Source organism: Roseococcus pinisoli, assembly GCF_018413645.1.
Classification (GTDB): Bacteria; Pseudomonadota; Alphaproteobacteria; order Acetobacterales; family Acetobacteraceae; genus Roseococcus; species Roseococcus pinisoli.
On the sequence record NZ_JAHCDA010000002.1, the window covers coordinates 129,083 to 147,972 of the forward strand.

Here is an 18,890-nt window from a genome sequence, read left to right on the forward strand (position 1 = left end):
CCCTCGTTAGTGTCCGCGCATGACGAAGCCGACCGCCTTCCTCTCGCGCATGCTCGCCTTCCTCGCCACGGTCGGGGTCGTCGTCGCGCTGCTGTATCCGCAGCTGCACCATGCCTTCGAAGCCAACCCTATCCTGAATGGCTTCATCCTCTTCGTGCTGGCCATCGGGATCGGCTGGAACATCCGCCAGGTCCTCGTGCTCCGCCCGGAGGTCGACTGGCTGGAGGCGTTCCGCAACCCCCGCCAGGGCGACCCGGCCCAGCCCACGCCGCGGCTGCTGGGGCCGATGGCGAGCATGCTGGCGGCCCGCCGCACGGATCGCTTCACCCTCTCCACCGCCGCCATGCGCTCGGTGCTGGACGGCATCTCCTCGCGCCTCGACGAGACGCGCGAGCTTTCGCGCTACATGACGGGGCTGCTGATCTTCCTGGGCCTGCTCGGCACTTTCTGGGGCCTGCTGCTGACCATCGGCGCCGTGGCCGAGGTGATCGGCGGCATGTCCGTCGGCTCGGGCGACGTGAACGCACTGTTCAACCAGCTCAAATCGGGCCTGGCCGAGCCGCTGCGCGGCATGGGCGTGGCTTTCTCCTCCTCCATGCTGGGCCTCGCGGGCGCGCTGGTGCTGGGCTTCCTCGACCTCACGGCCGGCCAGGCGCAGAATCGCTTCTACACCGAGCTCGAGGACTGGCTGGCGGGGCAGACGCGGCTTTCCTCCGGCGCGCTGGGTGGGGAGTCGGAAGGCGGCAATATGCCGGTCTTCGTGCACGCCCTGCTGGAGCAGACCGCGGAGAATCTCGAGCAGCTCCAGGCGATCATGGCGCGCGGCGAGGAGGCGCGCGGCACCACCACCCTCGCCATCGGCCAGCTTGCCGAGCAGCTGTCGCTTCTCGGCGACCAGATGCGGACCAACCAGCAGATGATGGTCCGCATGGCTGAGCAGCAGGGCCAGCTGGCGCCGCTGCTGCAGCAGCTCGTGGCGGCGCAGGAGCGCAGCGTCATCGACGATGCGACGCGCGGCCATCTCCGCAACACCGAGCTGCTGCTGGCCCGTCTGCTGGAAGAGGTGGCCTCGGGCCGCGCGCAATCCACCCAGGAACTGCGCAGCGAGATCCGCGTGCTGACGCGAACCATCATGGCCATCTCCGGCGGGCCGCAGCAGATTCCGGGCGGCCAGTCTGGTGTCTAGGCGCCGCGCGCGTCCTTCGGGTTTCGATCCCTGGCCGGGCTATGTGGACGCACTCTCCACGCTGCTCATGGTCATCATCTTCGTGCTGCTGGTCTTCGTGCTGGCGCAGGGCTTCCTTTCCACGGCCCTCTCCAACCGTGACCGCACGCTCGATCGCCTGAATGCTCAGGTCGCGGAGCTCTCGGAGCTTCTGTCGCTGGAGCGCGGGCAGACGGCCGACCTCCAGGCGCTGCTGACCCGCTCGGCCGCCAATCTGAGCACCACGACGGCCGCCCGTGATGGGCTTGCGGCACAGCTCGGCGCGCTGCGCACCGAGCGTGACGCGCTGGCCGGCGAGGCGACGAACCTGCGCGAAACGCGCGACCAGCTGACCGATCGCCTGGCCGAGCTGGAGGCGGCGCGCGCTGCCGCCGTCCAGCGCCTCACGCGCGCCGAAACACAACTCGCCGACGCCTTGGGGCGCGCGGAATCCGCGACGGGCGACGTGGCCCGATCCGTTCAGCGCCTGAACGAGCAGGCGCGCAGCACCGGCACCGAGCGTGCCGCGCGCGAGCAGCTGCTCGCCGAGGCGAACCGCAACCTGACGGCGGCCCAGGCGGCCCGCGCCGCGATCGAGCGCAGCCTGGCCGAAGCCAACCGGGCGCTGACCGCCGAACGCGCGACCCGCGCCGGCGTCGAGCAGCGGCTGGCCGAGGCGGGGCGCAATCTGACGGCCGAGCGGACGGCGCGCGGCGGGGCGGAGGAACGCTTGGCCGCCGAACAGGCGACGCGAAGCCAGGCCGAAAGGCAGGTCCGCGAGACGACCGGCGCGTTGGAGACGGCACGGCAGGAACTGGCCACGCTGCGGCGGCAGGCGACCGAGGCGGCAGCGCGCATCGCGGAAATGGAGCGCCGCATCGCCGCCCTGCAGGCGCAGGCCGAGGAGCTGAACCGCACCGTCACGGCCGACCGCGCCACGGTCGAGGCGCGCGTCGCCGATCTTGCCCGGCTGCAGCAGGAGGTCGCGCGGCTCAATGCGCTGCGCGAGCAGGCCGAGCGCGCCGCCCAGGCCGCCGCACAGGCGCAGGCGGCAGCCCAGGCGCAGCTGGCCGGCGAGGCCCAACGCCGCGAGGGCGCCGAGGGCCAGGCCGCCGAGCAGCAGCGCCTGTCGGAGGCCGCGCGCGCCCAGGTCGCGCTGCTGACGCGCCAGCTCGAGGAGCTGCGCGGCCAGATCAACCGCCTCGCCAATGCGCTCGACGCCTCTGAATCGCGGGACCGCGAGAACGAGGCGCAGGTCGTGAACCTTCGTGCGCAGCTCAACGCCGCGCTGGCCAGCCGCGTCGAGGAGCTGCAGCGCTATCGCAGCGAGTTCTTCGGCCGCCTGCGCGAGGTGCTGGGCGACCGGCCGGAGGTCCGCATCGTCGGCGACCGCTTCATCTTCCAGTCCGAGGTGCTGTTCCCACCGGCCTCGTCCGAGCTCTCGCCGACGGGTCAGGACCAGATCCGCCGCCTCGCGCGCGTGCTACTAGACATCACCGCGCGTATCCCCTCGGACATTCCCTGGCTGCTGCGCGTGGACGGCCATGCTGACCGCAACCCGATCCGCAGCAACCGCTACGCCACCAACTGGGAGCTTTCGGCCGCGCGCGCCATCGCCGTGGCGAACCTGCTGATGGAGGCGGGGCTGCCGGCGAATCGCGTGGCGGCCGCCGCCTTCGGTGAGCATCAGCCGATCGACCCCGGCGACACGCCGGAGGCCCTTGCCCGCAACCGCCGCATCGAACTCAGGCTGACCGACCGATGAGCACGCCCTTCCACATCCCCGACCACGCCCTGCTGCGCGCCAAGCTCACCCGCCTGCGCCGGCGCGAGACGGACACCGTCACCTTCCGCCGCGCCCTGGCCGAGGTCGGCGCCATTCTGACCAGCGAGGCCCTGCGCGACCTCGACGAGGTGGAGACGGGCATCGAGACGCCGGTCGGCCCCATGCGCGCGCCGGCCCTGGCGGCGCCGGAGCCCTGCCTGGTCGCCATTCTGCGCGCCGGCCTCGGGCTGCTGGAGGGCGCGCGCATGGTCCTGCCGGAGGCGCCGGTCGGCCATCTCGGCCTGGTGCGGGACGAACACACGCTGCGGCCCACCGAATACGTCGTGCGCCTGCCGCGCGACCTCCCCGCGCGGGGCGCGCTGGTGCTGGATCCCATGCTGGCCACGGGCGGCTCCGCCATCCAGGCCATTCATCGCGTGAAGCAGGCCGGCGCGACGCTGATCCGCTTCGCCTGCGTGGTGGCCGCGCCCGAGGGGCTGGCGGCCTTCCGGGCCGCGCATCCGGACGTGCCGGTCACGGCCGGCGCGCTCGACGAGAGGCTCAACGAGAAGGGCTATATCGTGCCCGGCCTGGGCGATGCCGGCGATCGGTGCTTCGGGACGGAATGAGCCTGGTTCCCGAACTCCGCACCGCACGCCTGCGGCTGCGCGGTTTCGTCGAGGCCGATCTCGACCCCTTCGCGGCGATGCAGGCGGAGCCCGGCTTCATGCGCCATCTCGGCGTCGGCCCGTCTGCCGGGCGGCCGCGGACGCGCGCGGAGACCTGGGCCACCATGGCGGGCCAGCTGGGGCAATGGGCGCTGCGCGGCAGCGGATTCTGGGCCATTGAGCATGAGGGCCGCTTCATCGGTCGGGCCGGCATCCTGAATCCCGAGGGATGGCCCATGCCGGAGCTGGCCTATGGCATCGCGCCGGCGGAGTGGGGGCGGGGCTTCGCCTTGGAAGCTGCCTCGGCCGCGCTGGGCTGGGCCCGCGAGAACCTGCCGGCGCCGCCCGTCAGCTTCATCCACCCGGACAACCATCCCTCGCAGCGGCTGGCGGAACGACTGGGGGCGGCGCAGGACGGCATGATCGATCTGCCGGGCGTCCAGGTTCAACTGTGGCGCTACCCACCCGCCTGAGGGCAGGCATCACCCTTGTCCCTCGCGGTGGTTTGGCCGAAACGATGGCGCGTGTTCACGTCTCGTTCTGGTGGTGATAGGTTGTCCCGCATGAATGGCGCGGCGCATCGCAAGGTCATCCACGTGGACATGGACGCCTTCTTCGCGTCGGTGGAGCAGCGTGACGATCCCGCCTTGCGCGGCCGGCCGGTCGCCGTCGGCCATCCGGCTGCCCGGGGTGTCGTGGCCGCCGCGAGCTATGAGGCCCGGGAGTTCGGCGTGCGCTCCGCGCTGCCCTCGGTGACGGCGCTGCGGCGGTGCCCCGACCTCGTCTTCGTGCCGCCGCGCTTCGAGGTCTATCGGGCGGTGTCGCGGCAGATCCATGGGATCTTCGCCGGGTACACGGCGCTGATCCAGCCGCTTTCGCTCGACGAGGCCTATCTCGACGTGACGGCGAATTTGCGCGGACTGCCCACGGCCTGGGCCACCGCCAGGGAGATCCGCGCCCGTATCCTGGAGGAGACCGGGCTGACCGCCTCGGCCGGCATTTCCTACAACAAGTTCCTGGCGAAGCTCGCCTCGGACCAGCGCAAGCCCAATGGTCAGTTCGCCGTGACGCCCGAGATGGGGCTGGCCTGGGTGGAGACGCTGCCCGTCGCGCGCTTCCACGGCGTGGGCCCGGTGACGGCCAAGCGCATGCAGGCGCTGGGCATCGAGACCGGCGCCGACCTCAGGGCCAAGTCCCTGGCCTTCCTGCAGGAGCATTTCGGCAGCGCGGCCGAATGGTACTACGGCATCGCGCGCGCGCAGGACGATCGGCCGGTCAACCCGGACCGGACCCGGAAATCCTCCGGCTCGGAGACCACCTTCGATCGCGACCTGCTGGAGGCGGCCGAGATCGAGGCGGGCGTGCTGCGGATGGCCGATGACGTCTGGGCCTGGTGCCAGAAGGCCCAGGCCTTCGGGCGGACCGTGACGGTGAAGCTGAAATTCGCGGATTTCCGCCAGATCACCCGCAGTCGCAGCCATTCCGGCGCGGTGACCGACCATGGGCAGCTCCGGCAGATGAGCCTGGACCTCATCCGCTCGATCTACCCGCCGCGGAAAGGCATCCGGCTGGTCGGGGTGACGGTGTCGAATTTCGGGGCGGCGCGCGATGAGGGCGGCAGCCTGCCGTTGTTCGATCTGGGCGAGGGGGCGTCACCACCTCAGGCATCGGGCATGGCGATCCGGCGGGTCGGGTCGTAAGCTTTCCCCATGTCGCTTTCCCTCTCCATCCTCGACCAGTCCACCATCGTCTCGGGACGCGACGCCGCCCAGGCCATCCAGGAGACGATGGAGGTCGCACAGCTGGCCGATCGCCTGGGCTATGCCCGCTACTGGCTGGCGGAGCACCATAACAGCCGCAGCCATGCGGGCTCCGCGCCCGAGATCGTGATCTCGGCCATTGCCGCCACCACGCGGCGCATCCGCGTGGGCAGCGCGGGCATCATGCTGCCGCACTACTCCGCGTTGAAGGTCGCCGAGCAGTTCCGCGCGCTGGAAGCGGTGGCGCCCGGCCGCATCGATCTCGGCCTCGGCCGCGCTCCGGGCAGCGACGGCCGCACGGCCTATGCGCTGAACCCCAATGCCGCGACGGCCGCCGACAACTTCCCTGCCGCCGTGCGGGACTTGCTGGGATGGCTCGGCGACGGCCTGCCCGAGCAGCATCCCTACCGCGAAGTGCGGGCGAGCCCCGAGGTGCCGACCTTCCCGGAGGTCTGGATCCTCGGCAGCAGCAACTACGGCGCCCAGGTCGCGGCCTTCTTCGGGCTGCCCTACTGCTTCGCCCACTTCATCACCGACGGCCAGGGCTGCGCGGAGGCGCTGGGCATCTATCGCGAGACCTTCCGCGAGCTGCGCGGGCAGAAGGCGCACGCTGCCATCGGCGTCTATGCGCTGGCCGCCGACACCGCGGAGGAGGCGGAGCGGCTCTTCAGCTCCCGCGCACTTTGGCGCCTGCATCGGGACCGCGGGATCTTCCCGCCGCTGCCCACGGCCGAGGAGGCCGCCGCCTATCCTTATACCGAGGCCGAGCTGGCGAAGATCGCGCGGATGCGCACGCGCGCCATGATCGGAACGCCCGGGCAGGTCCGGGCGCGCATCTCGGCCCTGGCGGAGGAGCTCGGCGTGCAGGAGGTGGCGATCCTCACGCCCTGCCACGATGCGGAGGCCCGCCGGCGCAGCGTCACGCTCATCGCCGAGGCCTTCGAGCTGACGGGAGGCCTTGTGCCATGCGCCTGATCCAACGGACCGCTGCTGCCATGGCGATGCTCCTGGCCTGCGGGCTGGGCGCGGCCCAGGCCCAGGCCCAGGCCCAGGAGGGACCGGTCGTGGTGTCGGCGCGCGACGGCTCGACGCGGCCGCTCGACGCAAGGCCGACGGAGCGCTCCGTCGTGACCTTCCGCGACGTGCTGCGCGCGGTCTATCCGGATCTGCAGGCGGATGGCCGCGCCGCCGCCAATGCCTCAGCGGGCGGGGACACGCCGCCCGGCCCGGCCGGGATCGACCTGGCCAACGCGTCGGCGAGTTTCGCGATCCTCTCGGAGGGCGAGCGCGACCATGTGGCGATGACCCTGGCCGGCGTCCTGGTCATGGCCGAGGTCGCGCCCGAGTTCCGGCCCACCAACGCACTGCCGATACGGACCGAGCGCGAGGGCGATCCCACGATCACGCAGATGCTGCTGTTGGGGGAAGGGCGGCCGGCGGCCGTGATCCTCAACACCCGCCAAGACGGCGAGAGGAGCATCGCCCGGTACCTCATCGCGGCCCCGATCGACGGACAGCTGCGGCAGGTCTTCGAGGGGCCGCTACTCTATTCGGTCGATACTCTGGAGCGCGGCTGCGAACCGCGCCGCATCGAGCAGCGGATGCTGCCCGTCGCCCTGCGGGATGCGCAACGCGACGGCTACGCCGAATTGTCCCTCACGGTGCGGGTGGCCCGCATCTGCATCCGGCGCGGCCGTCCGCGCACCCAGGGTACGACCGTCCATTACGCCCGGCTGCGCTGGGATTCGGCGCAGTCGCGCTACCTCGGCTCGCTGGATGCGCTGGAGCGGCGGAACGAGCAGCGGATGGCCGCGCCCTGACGCGCGGTTTTCCCGCCTGAATCGGCCCATTAGGCGGGCGGAAGCCGGGCGCCGTGGCTTGACGCATCGACCGTTGCGGAGGACGGTCGGGGCAATCAACAAGGCAGTTTTCGTCTCCATGGCAGCACCCAGCAGCGCGCCCGCCGCCGCGCAATCCTTCCCCGAGCAGGTTCGCAGACTGGCTCCCGGCCTGGCCCTTTGCCTCGCCATCGCGGCCCTTGCCATCTACGTCCGCAACCTCACCGGAATCGCGGCGCTGAACCCGGTCGTGGTCGCGCTGGTGGTGGGTGTCGGCCTCGGCACCTTCATCGGCCGCCCTGCGGTGATCAAGCCGGGCATCAGCTTCGCCGTGCGGCCGCTGCTGCGCTTCGCCATCGTGCTGCTGGGCCTGCAGGTGACGCTGGGCATGCTGGCGGGGCTCGGCCTCGGCGCCCTGGTGCTGGCGGTTCTCGTGGTCGGGCTGACGCTGCCCTTCACCATCTGGCTCGGCCGGGTGATGGGCGTGGACGAGAAGCTCGCCGTCCTCATCGGCACGGGCACCGCCATCTGCGGCGCCTCGGCCATCGTCGCCGCGAACCAGGTGGTGCGCGGCGAGGACGAGGACGTCACCTATTCGCTGGCCGTCATCACCCTCTGCGGCACGGTGTCGCTGATCCTCTTCCCCTATCTCGGCAGCCTGCTGGGCATGACGGGCGAGACCTATGGCCTTTGGGCCGGCGCCGCGATCCATGAGGTGGTGCAGGCGGTGGGCGCCGCGGCCGCCGGCGGACCCGATGCCTCGCAGAGCGGCACGGTGATGAAGCTGGCGCGCGTCTTCCTCCTGGCGCCCGCGGTCGTGGCGCTCGGATGGTGGGTGGCGCGGCAGCACCACGGCCAGGCGGGCCATGCCAAGGCGCCCGTGCCATGGTTCGCCTTCGGCTTCCTGGCGCTGGTCGTCCTGGGCAGCACCGGCCTCGTGCCGAAGGAGGCCGTGGAGGCCTCGCGCTTCGTCGTGCCGATCATGCTGGCCGCCTCGGTGGCGGCGCTCGGCCTGCAGACGGACCTGCGCGCGCTGCACAAGCGCGGTGCGGCGCCGCTGCTCCTGGGTGTCGCGAGCACGATCTTCATCGCGCTGCTGGCCCTGGTCGGCGTCTCGATCATCTGACCATCGATGGGGAGCGGCGAGGACCGCCGTTCCCCCCGACAAGGCGGCGCGCCCCGCGGCGCGCCGTCAACCTCCGAAGAGCTCCCGCGGCAGATTCTCGGCGACGTGGTCGATGAAGGCCCGCACCCGACGCGGTACCTGGCCGCCGCCGACATGGACGGCATGGACCATCTCCAGGTCGCCGGGATTAAACGCCTCCAGCACCGGCACCAGCGCCCCTGCGTCGATATCAGCGGCCACGTGGAAGCGCCCCAGCCGCGCGATCCCCGTGCCCGCCAGCGCCATCTGCCGCACCGTCTCGCCGTTATTCGCGAGCAGGTTGCCTGACACCGGCAGCTCGATCGCCCGGTCCTCCTCCCGGAAGAGCCAGCCGTTGCGGCCGCGGCGGAAGTTGAAGCCGAGGCAGTTATGCGCGGCCAGCTCCGCGGGCGCGGCCGGCGTGCCGCGTCGCGCGAGATAGGCGGGCGACGCGCAGACCACGGCGCGGCTCTGCCCGAGCTTGCGCGCGACCAGACCGCTATCCGGCAATGCGCCCATGCGGATGGCGAGGTCGGCGCGCTGTGCCAGCAGGTCCACGACATCGTCGGTGAGGCTGAGATCCACCGTCACATCGGGATGGCGTTCCAGGAAGGTGGGGATGAGCGGGGCCAGGAACATACCGCCGAAGGGCACGGAGGCGCTGACGCGCAGCCGGCCGCGCACGGCGCCGCCGGTCGCTTCCTGGTCGGCCTCGTTCAGCTCGCGGAGGATGCGCTCGGCCGCGCGATGATAGGCCTCGCCCTCGTCGGTCAGCGTCAGGGCGCGCGTGGTCCGCAGCAGCAGCCGCGCGCCCAGCCGTCCCTCAAGCCGCGCAATCAACTTGCTGACAGCGGAAGGCGTCAGGTCCAGGCTGCGGGCGGCAGCGGAAAAGCCGCCCTCGCGCACCACCCGGCAGAAGACTTCCATCTCGCCAGAACGCTCCATGAGGATGCGCGGCATTTGTGATTCTCATTCACAAGTGATGATCCGCTGTAGGAAATAGTCGCGGCGCCCGGCGAACACCAGCTTCCCGTCACCCTCGGATTCAGGACACGGACATGCAGATCTTCCTCACCGGCGCCAACGGCTTCATCGGCGGCGCCATCGCCTCCCGCCTCGTCGCGGACGGCCATAGGGTGCGCGGGCTGGTGCGCGACCAGGCGAAGGCCGAGGCCGTGGCGGCGCATGGCGTGGTGCCGGTCATCGGCGCGCTTGGGGATGCCGGGCTGCTGCGGGCCGAGGCCGCCGCAGCGGAAGCCGTGGTCAACGCCGCCAGCAGCGACAATCGTGGCGCCGTGGAAGCCCTTCTCGCCGGCCTCGAGGGCTCCCAAAAGCCCTTCCTGCACACCAGCGGCAGCAGCCTCGTGGGCGACGAGGCCATGGGCGAGCCCTCCGACCGCATCTTCCATGAGGACACGCCGATCGTCCCCGAGCCCGACAAGGTCGCGCGCGTTGCCATCGACACGCTGATCCGCGGCGCCGGCGGCGTCGTGCTGTGCAACACGATGATCTATGGCCATGCCATGGGTGAGCCGGCGGAGAGCGTGCAGGTGCCCCGCCTCGCCAGGCAGGCACGGGCCTCGGGCATTGCGCGCTATATCGGCCGCGGACTGAACCGCTGGTCCAACGTCCACATCGCCGACGTCGCGGATCTCTATGCGCTCGCGCTGGAAAAGGCGCCGCGCGGCAGCTTCATGTACGTGGAGAGCGGCGAGGAGGAGCTGGGCAACGTCGCCCGCGCCATCGCCACGCGCCTCGGGTTGGGAGAGGCGCAGCCCTGGTCGGCCGAGGAAGCCATCGCGACCTGGGGCCGCGAGATGGCGGTCTTCGGCCTCGGCTCCAACAGCCGCGTGCGCGGCCGGCTTGCGGGCGAGCTGGGCTGGAAGCCCCGGCGGCGTTCGATCACGGAATGGATCCGCGAAGAGCTGTAACGCACGCCGTCGCGAGGTGGAGGCCCGGTCATGCGCGGCTGCATGACCGGGAGGCGCCTCAGCTGCGGCGCTGCCAGCGTAGCGCCATCCAGAAGCAGGCCTGGGAGACGATCCCCGCCGCGGCGAGGACGAGCGCGGCGGAGAACATCGGGTTGGAGCCAAGCCCGGCCAGCGCCGCGCAGGTCGCGCCCACGCCCATCTGGATCGCGCCGTACAGTCCCGAGGCCGAGCCGATCACCTGCGGATTGACGCTGAGCGCCTGCGCCATGGCGGTCGGCGAGGCGAAGCCCAGCCCGATCGCGAAGGCGAACATACAGGTCATCACCAGCACGACGCTGAGATTGCCGGTGAGCGTCGCGCCCAGAAGGATCAGCGTGGAGATGGCGCTGGCGAGGTTCCCGCGCACCATCAGCTTCACCATCGAGACGCGGCCGAGCATCCGGCTGACCAGTGCGCTGCCGAGCCACATGCCGAAGACCAGCAGCGCGAGATAGAAACCGGTCTCGTGCGGCGGGCGATGGAACTGGTGGGTGAAGATGAAAGGGGCAGCGGCGATGAAGGCGAAGACCGCCGTCGTCGCGCAGCCGCCGCCGATGGCGTAGCCCAGGAAGGCGGGCGAGCGGATGAGCTGGACGCAATGCCGCAGGAAGGAACTGCCGTCGCCGGAATCCGCCGGACGCGTCTCGGGCAGGCTCCGCCAGGCGAGCACGAGGTTCACGAGGCCGAACACGCCGAGCGCCATCAGGATGGAGCGCCAGCCGGTGGTCTCCGTCATCAGGGTGCCGAGGAGCGGGGCGATGGCCGGGCCCACGGTGATCATGAGGTTCATCACGGCCAGTCGGCGCGCGGTATCGGTAGGCGCGGAGGTGTCGCGCACGATCGTGCGTCCCAGCACCAGCCCGGCGCATCCGCCCAGGGCCTGGAAGAGGCGTGCGGCGATCAGCGCGCCCGGCCCCGTGGCGAAGGCGGCCGCGAAGCCGGAGATGGCGTAGATCACCAGCCCCACCATCAGCACCGGGCGGCGGCCGAAGCGGTCGGAGGCCGGGCCGTAGATAAGCTGGCCGAAGGCGAGGCCGTAGATGTAGAGGCTGATCGTCATCTGCATTGTGCCGATGCTGGCGCCGAGATCCTCCGCCGCGCGGGGCAGGGCCGGCACGAAGATGTGCATGGCCAGCGTGCCGCTGAAGGTGAAGAGCGCGAGCATCCAGAGCGGCACGCTGAGGCGCGAGGTGGCCTCCGGCGGTTCCTGCACAACGTCCCTCATGGTGTGGCCGTCGCGGCTTCTGGGCGGGGCTGGACCTCGACCGTCGCGGTCAGGCCGGCCACCAGCAGCACGCCCTCCGGCACCTCGCCGAGCTCGATGCGCACGGGCACGCGCTGGGCGAGGCGCACCCAGGTGAAGCTCGGATTGATGTTGGCGACGAGGCCGGCGCTGCGCTCGCGATCCTCGATGGCGGAGGCGAAGCTCTGCACATGGCCCGTCAGCGCGGGCGACTGGCCCATGAGGTGGATGGTGACCGGGTCACCGATGCGGATGCGCGGCAGCTTGGTCTCCTCGAAATAGCCCTCGACGCGGAGGGAAGCGGAATCCACCAGCGCCATCACCGCCTGTCCGGAGGCGACGTAGTCGCCGGGCCGCAGCGAGAGGTTGGTCACCGTGCCGCTCACCGAGGCATGCACCTCGGAACGTGCGAGGTTCAGCTCGGCGAGATGCTGGTCGGCCGTGGCCTGGTCGAGCGCGGCGCCGGCCTGCGCGACGGCGGTGCGCGCCTGCTCCGTCGCCTGGCGCGAGACGACTTCGCGGATCTGTTCATAGCGGGTGAGGTCGCGGCGTGCCTGCTCCAGCGCGGCGCGGCGGCCTTCCAGCGCGGCGGTGGCCTGCTGCAGCGCGATCTCGAAGCGCTGGCGGTCAATGCGGAAGAGCACGTCGCCCCGATGCACGGCGGCATTGTCGCGCACCAGGACCTCGCTCACGAGGCCGGAGACATCCGGCGCCACCCCGATGACGTCGGCGCGCACACGGGCATCGCGTGTCCAGGGCTCGTGCAGGTAGTGGTTCCAGAGCCCGTGGGCGACGACGCCGGCGCCGGCGACCATGCAGAGGGTGAGGGCGACGCTCGCCGCGCGCTTCAGCAGCGGGCGCATCACGCTATCCCCCGCGCGAGCGTCCAGGCCGTGCCCAGCAGGATCACGTAGAGCGACAGGTTGAACAGCGCGCGGTGCCAGACGAAGGCATAGAGCCCGGTCCAGGCCAGCCCGCGCCGCACCAGCTGCATGGCGAGGTAGCAGGCCGCCATCAGCACCAGGAAGGAGGGAACGAAGACGCCATAGACGTCGATCTCGGAAGGCATGGTCATCCTATTCGGCGGCCATCAGGACCGCGGGTTGCAAGAAATCGGCGGAAGGCCCGGCGGCGCCGGGGAAGAGGCCGCGGCGCAGGCCGACCAGCGCCTGGGCGGCATCGCGCGCGGCAATGCCCGGCTCCCCGGCGACGGCGGCGATGCCGGCGTCGATCGCCTCGATCAGCTCGGGCGACGGCGTGGCGCCGGCCTCCAGCTTGTGGAAATGCGCGGCGATGCCCTGGAAGACCCGGTCGATCGGACCGTGCGCCGTGGACGGCAGGGCGCGCCGGTCGCGCTGCAGGTCGAGCAGGTTGTAGCCAACCCGGAGCTCGGCCAGGCCGTCGATACCGGCCAAGGCGCGATTGTCGTTGGAGGCCAGGCGCGGCACGAGCTGGCTAAGGCGGTCCATCGTCCGGCCCACCAGTGCCGCGTGGTTCCGCCGGCGCGCGCCCGAGGCGAGCTCGGCGAGGTCGGCCCAGCCCGCGCGCACCAGCCGCCGGGCGGCGAGGCCGGCGCCGAAGGGCCGCGTCGCCAGCGTCCAGACCAGCGCGAAGAAGACGCCGCCGAGCACGGCGAGGCCGCCATCCACGTAGTCCGCGAAATCGCCGCCATAGCGGCTCTGCACGGCCAGCGAGCCCGCGCCGTTGGTGGCGAGCATCATGGTGATGAGGAAGTATTGCGGCCGCGGGACCAGCAGGCCGATGAGCAGGAAGGGCGGCGCCAGCACCAGCGCCAGCATCTCGAAATCCTGCACCATGGGCAGCACGGCGAAGATGTAGGCGCCGGCCCCGATCAGCGCGACGCCGGTCCAGACCAGCATGGTGCGCATCGATGTCGCCGGCTGGTCCATGGCGCCGAAGAAGCAGCAGGCGACGGCGGTGATGGCCATGAAGAAGGCGCCGCCCGTCCAGCCGCTGTAGATCCAGAGCATCCCGGCCAGGAAGGTGGCGAGGACCGTAGAGCCGGCGGAGAAGGTGAGCATCGCGTGATCGTGATGGCGGGTGCCGCCGACCATCGGGCGGCGACGATAGCTCGCCTGCGGCACCGCGGCGGGGCGACCCTCGGCGAGCTCGCGCTGCTGGACGCGGCAGTCGCGCCAGAGCGTCACCAGCTCGGTCAGGCGCGCGACGAGGCTCGAGCGCACGAGGCCGTCCCATTGGCGCAGCTCCTCGCGCGGCGGATCGAGGGCCGCGAGGCGTGCGAGCAATGGCCCGGCGGCCTCGGGCGCGGCGTCGCCGGCGATCCATGCCGCGATGTCCTGCGTGAGGTCGTGCAGCTCCGGCGGCAGCCCGCCGGTCTCCAGCCGAAGCGCGGAGAGGCGGTCGGCGACGGAGGAGAGCACCGGCAGCAGCAGAAGCATCCGCCCGCGCAGCTCCCGCGCGCGGCCCGCCATGTCATGCGCCTCGCCGTCGTAGGAGAGCTGGCTCACCAGCATGTCGAGTGCGGCGATGTCGCCCGCGAGGCGCTGGCGTGAGGTGGCGGGCGCCTCGCCGGTCAGGATCTCCTGCGCCCAGGCGCCGGCATCCTTGAGCCAGGCGGCGAAGCGCTGGCCGAGGACGGGGCCGATGCTGACCGGCAGCACGATGGCGCCGACCACGCTGGCGCAGGTGATGCCGAGCAGGATCTCCTGCGTGCGGGCCAACGCCACATCGAAGATGGTGGAGGGCGCGGAGAGCGCCGGCAGCGCGATCAGCGGCAGGGTGTAGCCGGCCAGCATGAAGACGTAGCCGCGCGGCGAGCGGTCCATCATCGCGAGATACATGAAGCCGCCAGCCCAGAGGGCGATGGCGAAGGTCAACAGCTCCGGCGCATTGACCAGCGCGGGCACGAGCACGACGGCGCCGACCGCGCCGATGAAGGTGCCGGCCGCTCGGAAGATGGCCTTGGAGGTGGTGGCGCCCGAAAGCGGGTTCATCACGACATAGACCGTCGTCATGGCCCAGTAGGGCCGCGGCAGGTCGATGGCGAGCGCGATGTAGAGCGCCAGCATCGCCGCGGCGAAGGCCTTGGCCGAGAAGAGCCAGTCGCGGAGGGTCGGAAGGGTCACGTCGCCGGTTCCGGAACCTTCGACGGGTCGAGCGCCTGGAAGACGCGCAGCGTGGCGGCGATGTCGGCGTCGCTGATGTCCTGCAGCAGCCGCTCGCGCAGCTCCATCAGCACATGCTCGACGCGCTCGGTGAGCGCTTCGCCCTCCGGCGTCAGCCAGATGGTCTTGGCGCGGCGGTCTTCCGGGTCGTCGCGGCGCTCCAGCAGCCCGGCCGCCTCCAGCTGGTCGAGGAGGCGCACGAGGGAAGGGCCCTCGATCCCGATATGGGCGGCCAGCACCACCTGGCGCACGCCGCCGCCGAGGCGACCCACCCAGATGAGGGGCGCGGCCCGTGCTTCGGAAAGGCCGTGCTCCGTCATGGCCTGCTCGGCCAGTCGGCGCCAGCGGCGGCTGGTCTGCAGGAGGAGGGCGGTCAGCCGATGTCTGTCGGAAAGCTCGATCACCTTCCGAATATACGCATCCACATGATTAGGATGCTATCTATTAGCAGATGAAATTGTTGCAATGCAGCATGATGGGAAAGTCAGCAGGATTCGGCTTCGAACACCTGGCTCGGCGCCACGAATTCCTCCTGCGCCGCGACGAGAAGGATCTCGCGCGAGCCGGCCTCCGCCGTGCGCCGAAGCAGGCCGAAAATGGAGGAGCAGGCCTTGGAGAGCGCCGTCGCCACGTCGCCCGACTGCAGGCGGTGGAAGAGGAAGAGGGCCGCGATGGCGTCGCCCGCGCCGTTGACGGAGATCGGCAGCTCGGGCGTCGTCACCCGGAAGAACTTCCCGCCTTCCGCGGCCAGCATGCCGATCCGGCCCGGCGGCATGTCGGGGAGCGCGAGGCTGGTGAGCAGGACGCAGCGCGGGCCCATCGCCTGCAGCGCCGTGACGGCCGCCTTCGCACTCTCGAGATCCGTGACCTTGCCGCCGGTCAGCCATTCCAGTTCGAAGCGGTTGGGCGTCGCGATATCGGCCAGAGGGAGGGCACGCTCGCGGAAGAATTCGGGGATGCCCGGGCGGACATAGATGCCGCTTTCGTCGTCGCCCAGGACGGGATCGCAGCACCAGAGGGCGGCGGGATTGGCGGCCTTCACCTCGGCCACGGTCTCCAGGATCGCCTCGCCGATCGCGGCATCGCCCATGTAGCCGGTCAGCACCGCGTCGCAGCGCGGCAGCACGCCGCGCTCGGCGATGCCGCGCAAACAATCGCGCACGAGCGGCGCGCCGAAGACCTGTCCGCGCCAGGCGCCGTAGCCGGTGTGGTTGCTGAACTGCACCGTGTTGACGGCCCAGACCTCGGCGCCCAATCGCTGCAACGGAAACACCGCCGAGGCGTTGCCGACATGCCCATAGGCGACCCAGGACTGAATCGAGAGGATGTTCATTGCGTGCGGAGCATGGAGGCGACGGCCTGCGGGCGCCAGTCCAGGGCAAGGCCGTGGCCGCGCCGCACGCTTTATTTTCTCGGCAGGCAGGCCGGCCGAGGGTATGACCGCGGCATGACGCATTATCCCCTTGAGGGCCGCTTGCCCCACCTGGGGGGCTGGCGCTGCCAAAGGCAATGAAGGCCTCGTTTGCTGATCTCCCGGCCTCCGCCGAGGGAGCCTTCGTGCGCACATGATGACGCCGGACGACCTGGCCTTCCTCGCCTTGAGGAGCCTTGCCTGCATCCTTTGCTTCTATGCCGGTTGGCGCTCCTTTCGGCAGGCCTACACCTATCGGGAACATCACGAGCGCTTCGTCCGGGCCGTCTTCGGCGGCGTGCTCGCCGTCCTGCTCGGCGTCCTCGCCATCGCCATCGGGCTATGGGAGGCCTTCGTCCGGCCCGGGGATCCCATCGGCTTCAAGGAATGGATCTACACGGTCATCCTGATCGTGTTGCCGGCCTTCTTCCTCAACCTGCTGGACAGCTTCGCGCAGCGCGACGTGCTGGAGCGCAAGCTGGCCGAGGCCGCCTATCATGATTCGCTGACCGGTCTGCCCAACCGCGCGGGCCATGCCGCGCTGGCCGGCTATGCCCTGGCACAGTCCCACGCTGCGGGGCGGCCGGCCTCCATCGCCACGCTGGATGTCGACCACTTCAAGTCGATCAACGACGGCTGGGGCCATGCGGCGGGCGACGCGGTGCTCCGCGCCATCGCCAGTTCGCTCCGCCAGAACCTCCGCGACGGCGACGTGGTCAGCCGCGCGGGCGGCGAGGAGTTCAACATCCTGCTGCGGCGTGGCGCCGACCGAGGCGCTGCCCCTCGTCGACCGGCTTCGCGAGGCCGTGGCACGCGATGTCGCGCATCCCGGCGCGCCCCTGGCGCGGGTTTCGATCTCGGGCGGCGTCGCCCTGGTCGAGGGCGAGGGGCCCGGTGCCATCGAGGCAGCGACGCGGCTGGCCGATACCGCGCTCTACGAAGCCAAGAATGCGGGCCGCGACCGCGTGGTGATCGCCAGCCCCTGCCTCTCCGAAAAGGCCGAGGCGCGCGGGGCCTGACGGGCCCGCGCGGCCCTCGTCTCAGCCCGCGAATTCGCGGCGGATAGCCTCGCTCTGCCCGCCGAGGGCCGGCACCGGCCCATACTCACGCGGGCCGTCGCTGAAGCGCGGCGCCGGGCAGACCACGGAGACGGGACCCTTCTCGGTTTCGACGGTCATCCGTCGCAGGGCCTTGTGCTCCTTCAGCCCGTGCACGTCGTTCACGAAGCCATAGGCCGTGTTCGCCTTGCCCAGCCGCGCCACGCATTCCTCGCGGGTCAGCACGCCGAAGACGCTGGCGATATGCGCGTCCACGCTCGGCCGGTTCGCCACGCGCTGCACGTTGAGGCGATAGCCTTCGCGCGTGATGAGCTCCTTGTCCTGCATGAAGTGCTCGGCGAAGAGCGCCCATTCGCGCTCGTTCTGGATTGAGATCAGGATCAGCGCGCCGTCCTTGGTCTCGAAGGCGCCGTAGGGGCAGAGCGAGGGATGCGCGAGGCCTATGCGCTGCGGCTCCTTGCCCGTGCCCTCGAGGTAGAGCAGCGGCACGTTCATCCAGTCCGCCATGCCGTCGAAAAGGCTGACGCCGATGCCCTTGCCCTTGCCGGTGATGCCGCGCTCGATCAGCGCCTCCAGCACTGCGGCATGCGCGTTCATGCCGCAGGCGATGTCGCAGGCCGAGACGCCGACGCGGCCCGGGCCCTCGGGCCGGCCGGTGACCGAGGCCAGCCCGCTCTCGGCCTGGACCAGCAGGTCATAGGCCTTCATGCCGGCATATTCGCCCTCCTCGCCGTAGCCGCTGATGTCGACGGTGATGAGGCGAGGATGCTTCTCGCGCAGCTCCTTCGCGCCGAAGCCCGCGCGTGCCATCGCGCCGGGTGCCAGGTTCTGGATGAAGACGTCGGCCTTGCCGAGCAGGCTGGCCAGCAGCGCCTTGTCCGTCGGGTTCTTGATGTCGAGGCAGAGGCTTTCCTTGCCGCGATTCAGCCAGACGAAATAGGTCGAGAGGCCCTTGCAGGCAGCGTCGTAGCCGCGGGCGAAATCGCCTTCCGCGCGCTCGATCTTGATCACGCGCGCGCCGGCATCGGCGAGCTTCATGGAGCAGAGGGGGGCGGCGACGGCCTGCTCCATCGCGACGACGAGGAGGCCGGCCAAGGGCTTGTTGGCGGAGGGCTTGTTCATGCGTGGGATCATCCGATGGAAGTGACAGGTCCGCCAGACGCCGGGCGGGCGCGCGGGAAGGTCATCGCGGGACGGCGAGGGCCGCAGGGCGGCAAGGGCGGATCATGGGTTTCCTCGTCTGGTTGACGCGGATCATGCCATTGCTCCCCGGTCACGTTAAGCCGAGGATCGCGCCTCCATTCAGGAGGAATGTCCTTATGATCACCCGTATCCCCGGCACCACCGCCACGCGCAGCCGGGTCATCGTGCACAACGGCATCGTCACCACCGTGACGACCTCGCCCGACAAGACCGAGGACATGTACGTCCAGGCCAAGGGCGCGCTGGCCGCCATCGAGAAGAACCTGGCCGATGCCGGTTCCTCCAAGGCGAAGATCCTGACGGCGATCTGCTACTGCGCCGACATGTCCCGCAAGGCCGAGCTCAACAAGGCCTGGGACGAATGGGTCGACACCTCCAACGTCCCGATGCGGGCGGTGCTGGGCGTGTCGCTGGAGGGCAAGGACCTCATCGAGATCATCTGCACCGCCGTCGCCTGAAGGGGCGTGGCCTGAAGGGGCG

Annotated in this window: 19 protein-coding genes; 11 read left to right on the top strand and 8 right to left on the bottom strand. The window is 70.7% G+C overall.

The window, feature by feature from the left end:
* Positions 1–19 precede the first annotated feature (19 nt).
* The 8 genes from KHU32_RS09300 (at position 20) to KHU32_RS09335 (ending at position 8,361) form a co-directional block, all read left to right on the top strand.
* On the top strand, positions 20–1,186 hold the full coding sequence (locus KHU32_RS09300) for a flagellar motor protein MotA (RefSeq protein WP_213669822.1): 1,167 nt from the start codon (positions 20–22) through the stop codon (positions 1,184–1,186).
* A complete protein-coding gene (locus tag KHU32_RS23060; RefSeq protein ID WP_347265532.1) occupies positions 1,179–2,969 on the top strand; it encodes a peptidoglycan -binding protein in 1,791 nt (596 codons plus the stop codon). Before KHU32_RS09300 ends, KHU32_RS23060 begins: the two co-directional genes overlap by 8 nt.
* Positions 2,966–3,598 carry a uracil phosphoribosyltransferase gene (gene upp / locus KHU32_RS09310; protein WP_213669823.1) on the top strand — a complete coding sequence of 211 codons (633 nt, stop codon included), beginning with the start codon at positions 2,966–2,968 and terminating at the stop codon, positions 3,596–3,598. The genes KHU32_RS23060 and upp overlap by 4 nt, the downstream gene beginning before the upstream one ends.
* The gene (locus KHU32_RS09315) at positions 3,595–4,110 is read left to right on the top strand and encodes a GNAT family N-acetyltransferase (RefSeq protein ID WP_213669824.1); all 516 of its coding nucleotides are present in this window, start codon (positions 3,595–3,597) and stop codon (positions 4,108–4,110) included. Before upp ends, KHU32_RS09315 begins: the two co-directional genes overlap by 4 nt.
* Positions 4,111–4,200: 90 nt before the next feature.
* Entirely contained in the window at positions 4,201–5,337 is a 1,137-nt protein-coding gene (gene dinB, locus KHU32_RS09320; RefSeq protein ID WP_213670863.1) for a DNA polymerase IV, read from the top strand.
* 9 nt (positions 5,338–5,346) lie between these two features.
* A complete protein-coding gene (locus KHU32_RS09325) occupies positions 5,347–6,372 on the top strand; it encodes an LLM class flavin-dependent oxidoreductase (RefSeq protein ID WP_213669825.1) in 1,026 nt (341 codons plus the stop codon).
* Positions 6,363–7,217, top strand: a complete 855-nt coding sequence (locus KHU32_RS09330) for a hypothetical protein (RefSeq protein WP_213669826.1) — start codon at positions 6,363–6,365, stop codon at positions 7,215–7,217. The genes KHU32_RS09325 and KHU32_RS09330 overlap by 10 nt, the downstream gene beginning before the upstream one ends.
* Positions 7,218–7,335: 118 nt before the next feature.
* A complete protein-coding gene (locus KHU32_RS09335; RefSeq protein WP_213669827.1) occupies positions 7,336–8,361 on the top strand; it encodes a YeiH family protein in 1,026 nt (341 codons plus the stop codon).
* 66 nt (positions 8,362–8,427) lie between these two features.
* Here the strand turns inward: KHU32_RS09335 and KHU32_RS09340 are convergent, their stop codons facing one another.
* Positions 8,428–9,339 (bottom strand): LysR family transcriptional regulator, encoded by a 912-nt coding sequence (locus tag KHU32_RS09340; protein ID WP_213669828.1) that lies wholly within the window; start codon positions 9,337–9,339, stop codon positions 8,428–8,430.
* A gap of 98 nt (positions 9,340–9,437) precedes the next feature.
* On the opposite strand from KHU32_RS09340, the gene KHU32_RS09345 reads away from it, so the two are divergent.
* The gene (locus tag KHU32_RS09345) at positions 9,438–10,310 is read left to right on the top strand and encodes an NAD-dependent epimerase/dehydratase family protein (RefSeq protein WP_213669829.1); all 873 of its coding nucleotides are present in this window, start codon (positions 9,438–9,440) and stop codon (positions 10,308–10,310) included.
* A 58-nt stretch (positions 10,311–10,368) separates the two neighbouring features.
* Here the strand turns inward: KHU32_RS09345 and KHU32_RS09350 are convergent, their stop codons facing one another.
* The 6 genes from KHU32_RS09350 to pdxY all read right to left on the bottom strand — a co-directional run bounded on the left by KHU32_RS09350 (position 10,369) and on the right by pdxY (position 16,071).
* Positions 10,369–11,574, bottom strand: coding sequence for a multidrug effflux MFS transporter (locus KHU32_RS09350; protein ID WP_213669830.1), 1,206 nt, complete (start codon positions 11,572–11,574; stop codon positions 10,369–10,371).
* Positions 11,571–12,455, bottom strand: a complete 885-nt coding sequence (locus tag KHU32_RS09355; protein WP_213669831.1) for an efflux RND transporter periplasmic adaptor subunit — start codon at positions 12,453–12,455, stop codon at positions 11,571–11,573. Before KHU32_RS09355 ends, KHU32_RS09350 begins: the two co-directional genes overlap by 4 nt.
* Complete coding sequence (locus KHU32_RS09360) at positions 12,455–12,661, bottom strand: DUF1656 domain-containing protein (RefSeq protein WP_213669832.1); 207 nt, start codon at positions 12,659–12,661, stop codon at positions 12,455–12,457. Before KHU32_RS09360 ends, KHU32_RS09355 begins: the two co-directional genes overlap by 1 nt.
* A gap of 7 nt (positions 12,662–12,668) precedes the next feature.
* Complete coding sequence (locus KHU32_RS09365; RefSeq protein WP_213669833.1) at positions 12,669–14,699, bottom strand: FUSC family protein; 2,031 nt, start codon at positions 14,697–14,699, stop codon at positions 12,669–12,671.
* Complete coding sequence (locus KHU32_RS23445; RefSeq protein WP_213669834.1) at positions 14,696–15,142, bottom strand: MarR family winged helix-turn-helix transcriptional regulator; 447 nt, start codon at positions 15,140–15,142, stop codon at positions 14,696–14,698. The genes KHU32_RS09365 and KHU32_RS23445 overlap by 4 nt, the downstream gene beginning before the upstream one ends.
* An 80-nt stretch (positions 15,143–15,222) precedes the next feature.
* Positions 15,223–16,071: a pyridoxal kinase PdxY gene (gene pdxY, locus KHU32_RS09375; RefSeq protein WP_213669835.1), complete on the bottom strand. Its 849-nt coding sequence runs from the start codon at positions 16,069–16,071 to the stop codon at positions 15,223–15,225.
* 232 nt (positions 16,072–16,303) lie between these two features.
* Here pdxY and KHU32_RS09380 point away from each other — a divergent pair, with 232 nt between their 5' ends.
* Positions 16,304–17,215: a GGDEF domain-containing protein gene (locus tag KHU32_RS09380; protein WP_213669836.1), complete on the top strand. Its 912-nt coding sequence runs from the start codon at positions 16,304–16,306 to the stop codon at positions 17,213–17,215.
* Here KHU32_RS09380 and KHU32_RS09385 read toward each other — a convergent pair.
* Positions 17,190–18,329, bottom strand: a complete 1,140-nt coding sequence (locus tag KHU32_RS09385) for a CaiB/BaiF CoA transferase family protein (protein WP_213669837.1) — start codon at positions 18,327–18,329, stop codon at positions 17,190–17,192. The two genes, KHU32_RS09380 and KHU32_RS09385, sit on opposite strands and share 26 nt — an antisense overlap.
* Before the next feature lie 197 nt (positions 18,330–18,526).
* Between KHU32_RS09385 and KHU32_RS09390 the strand changes: the two genes are divergently transcribed.
* Entirely contained in the window at positions 18,527–18,868 is a 342-nt protein-coding gene (locus KHU32_RS09390) for a Rid family hydrolase (protein WP_213669838.1), read from the top strand.
* Positions 18,869–18,890 lie beyond the last annotated feature (22 nt).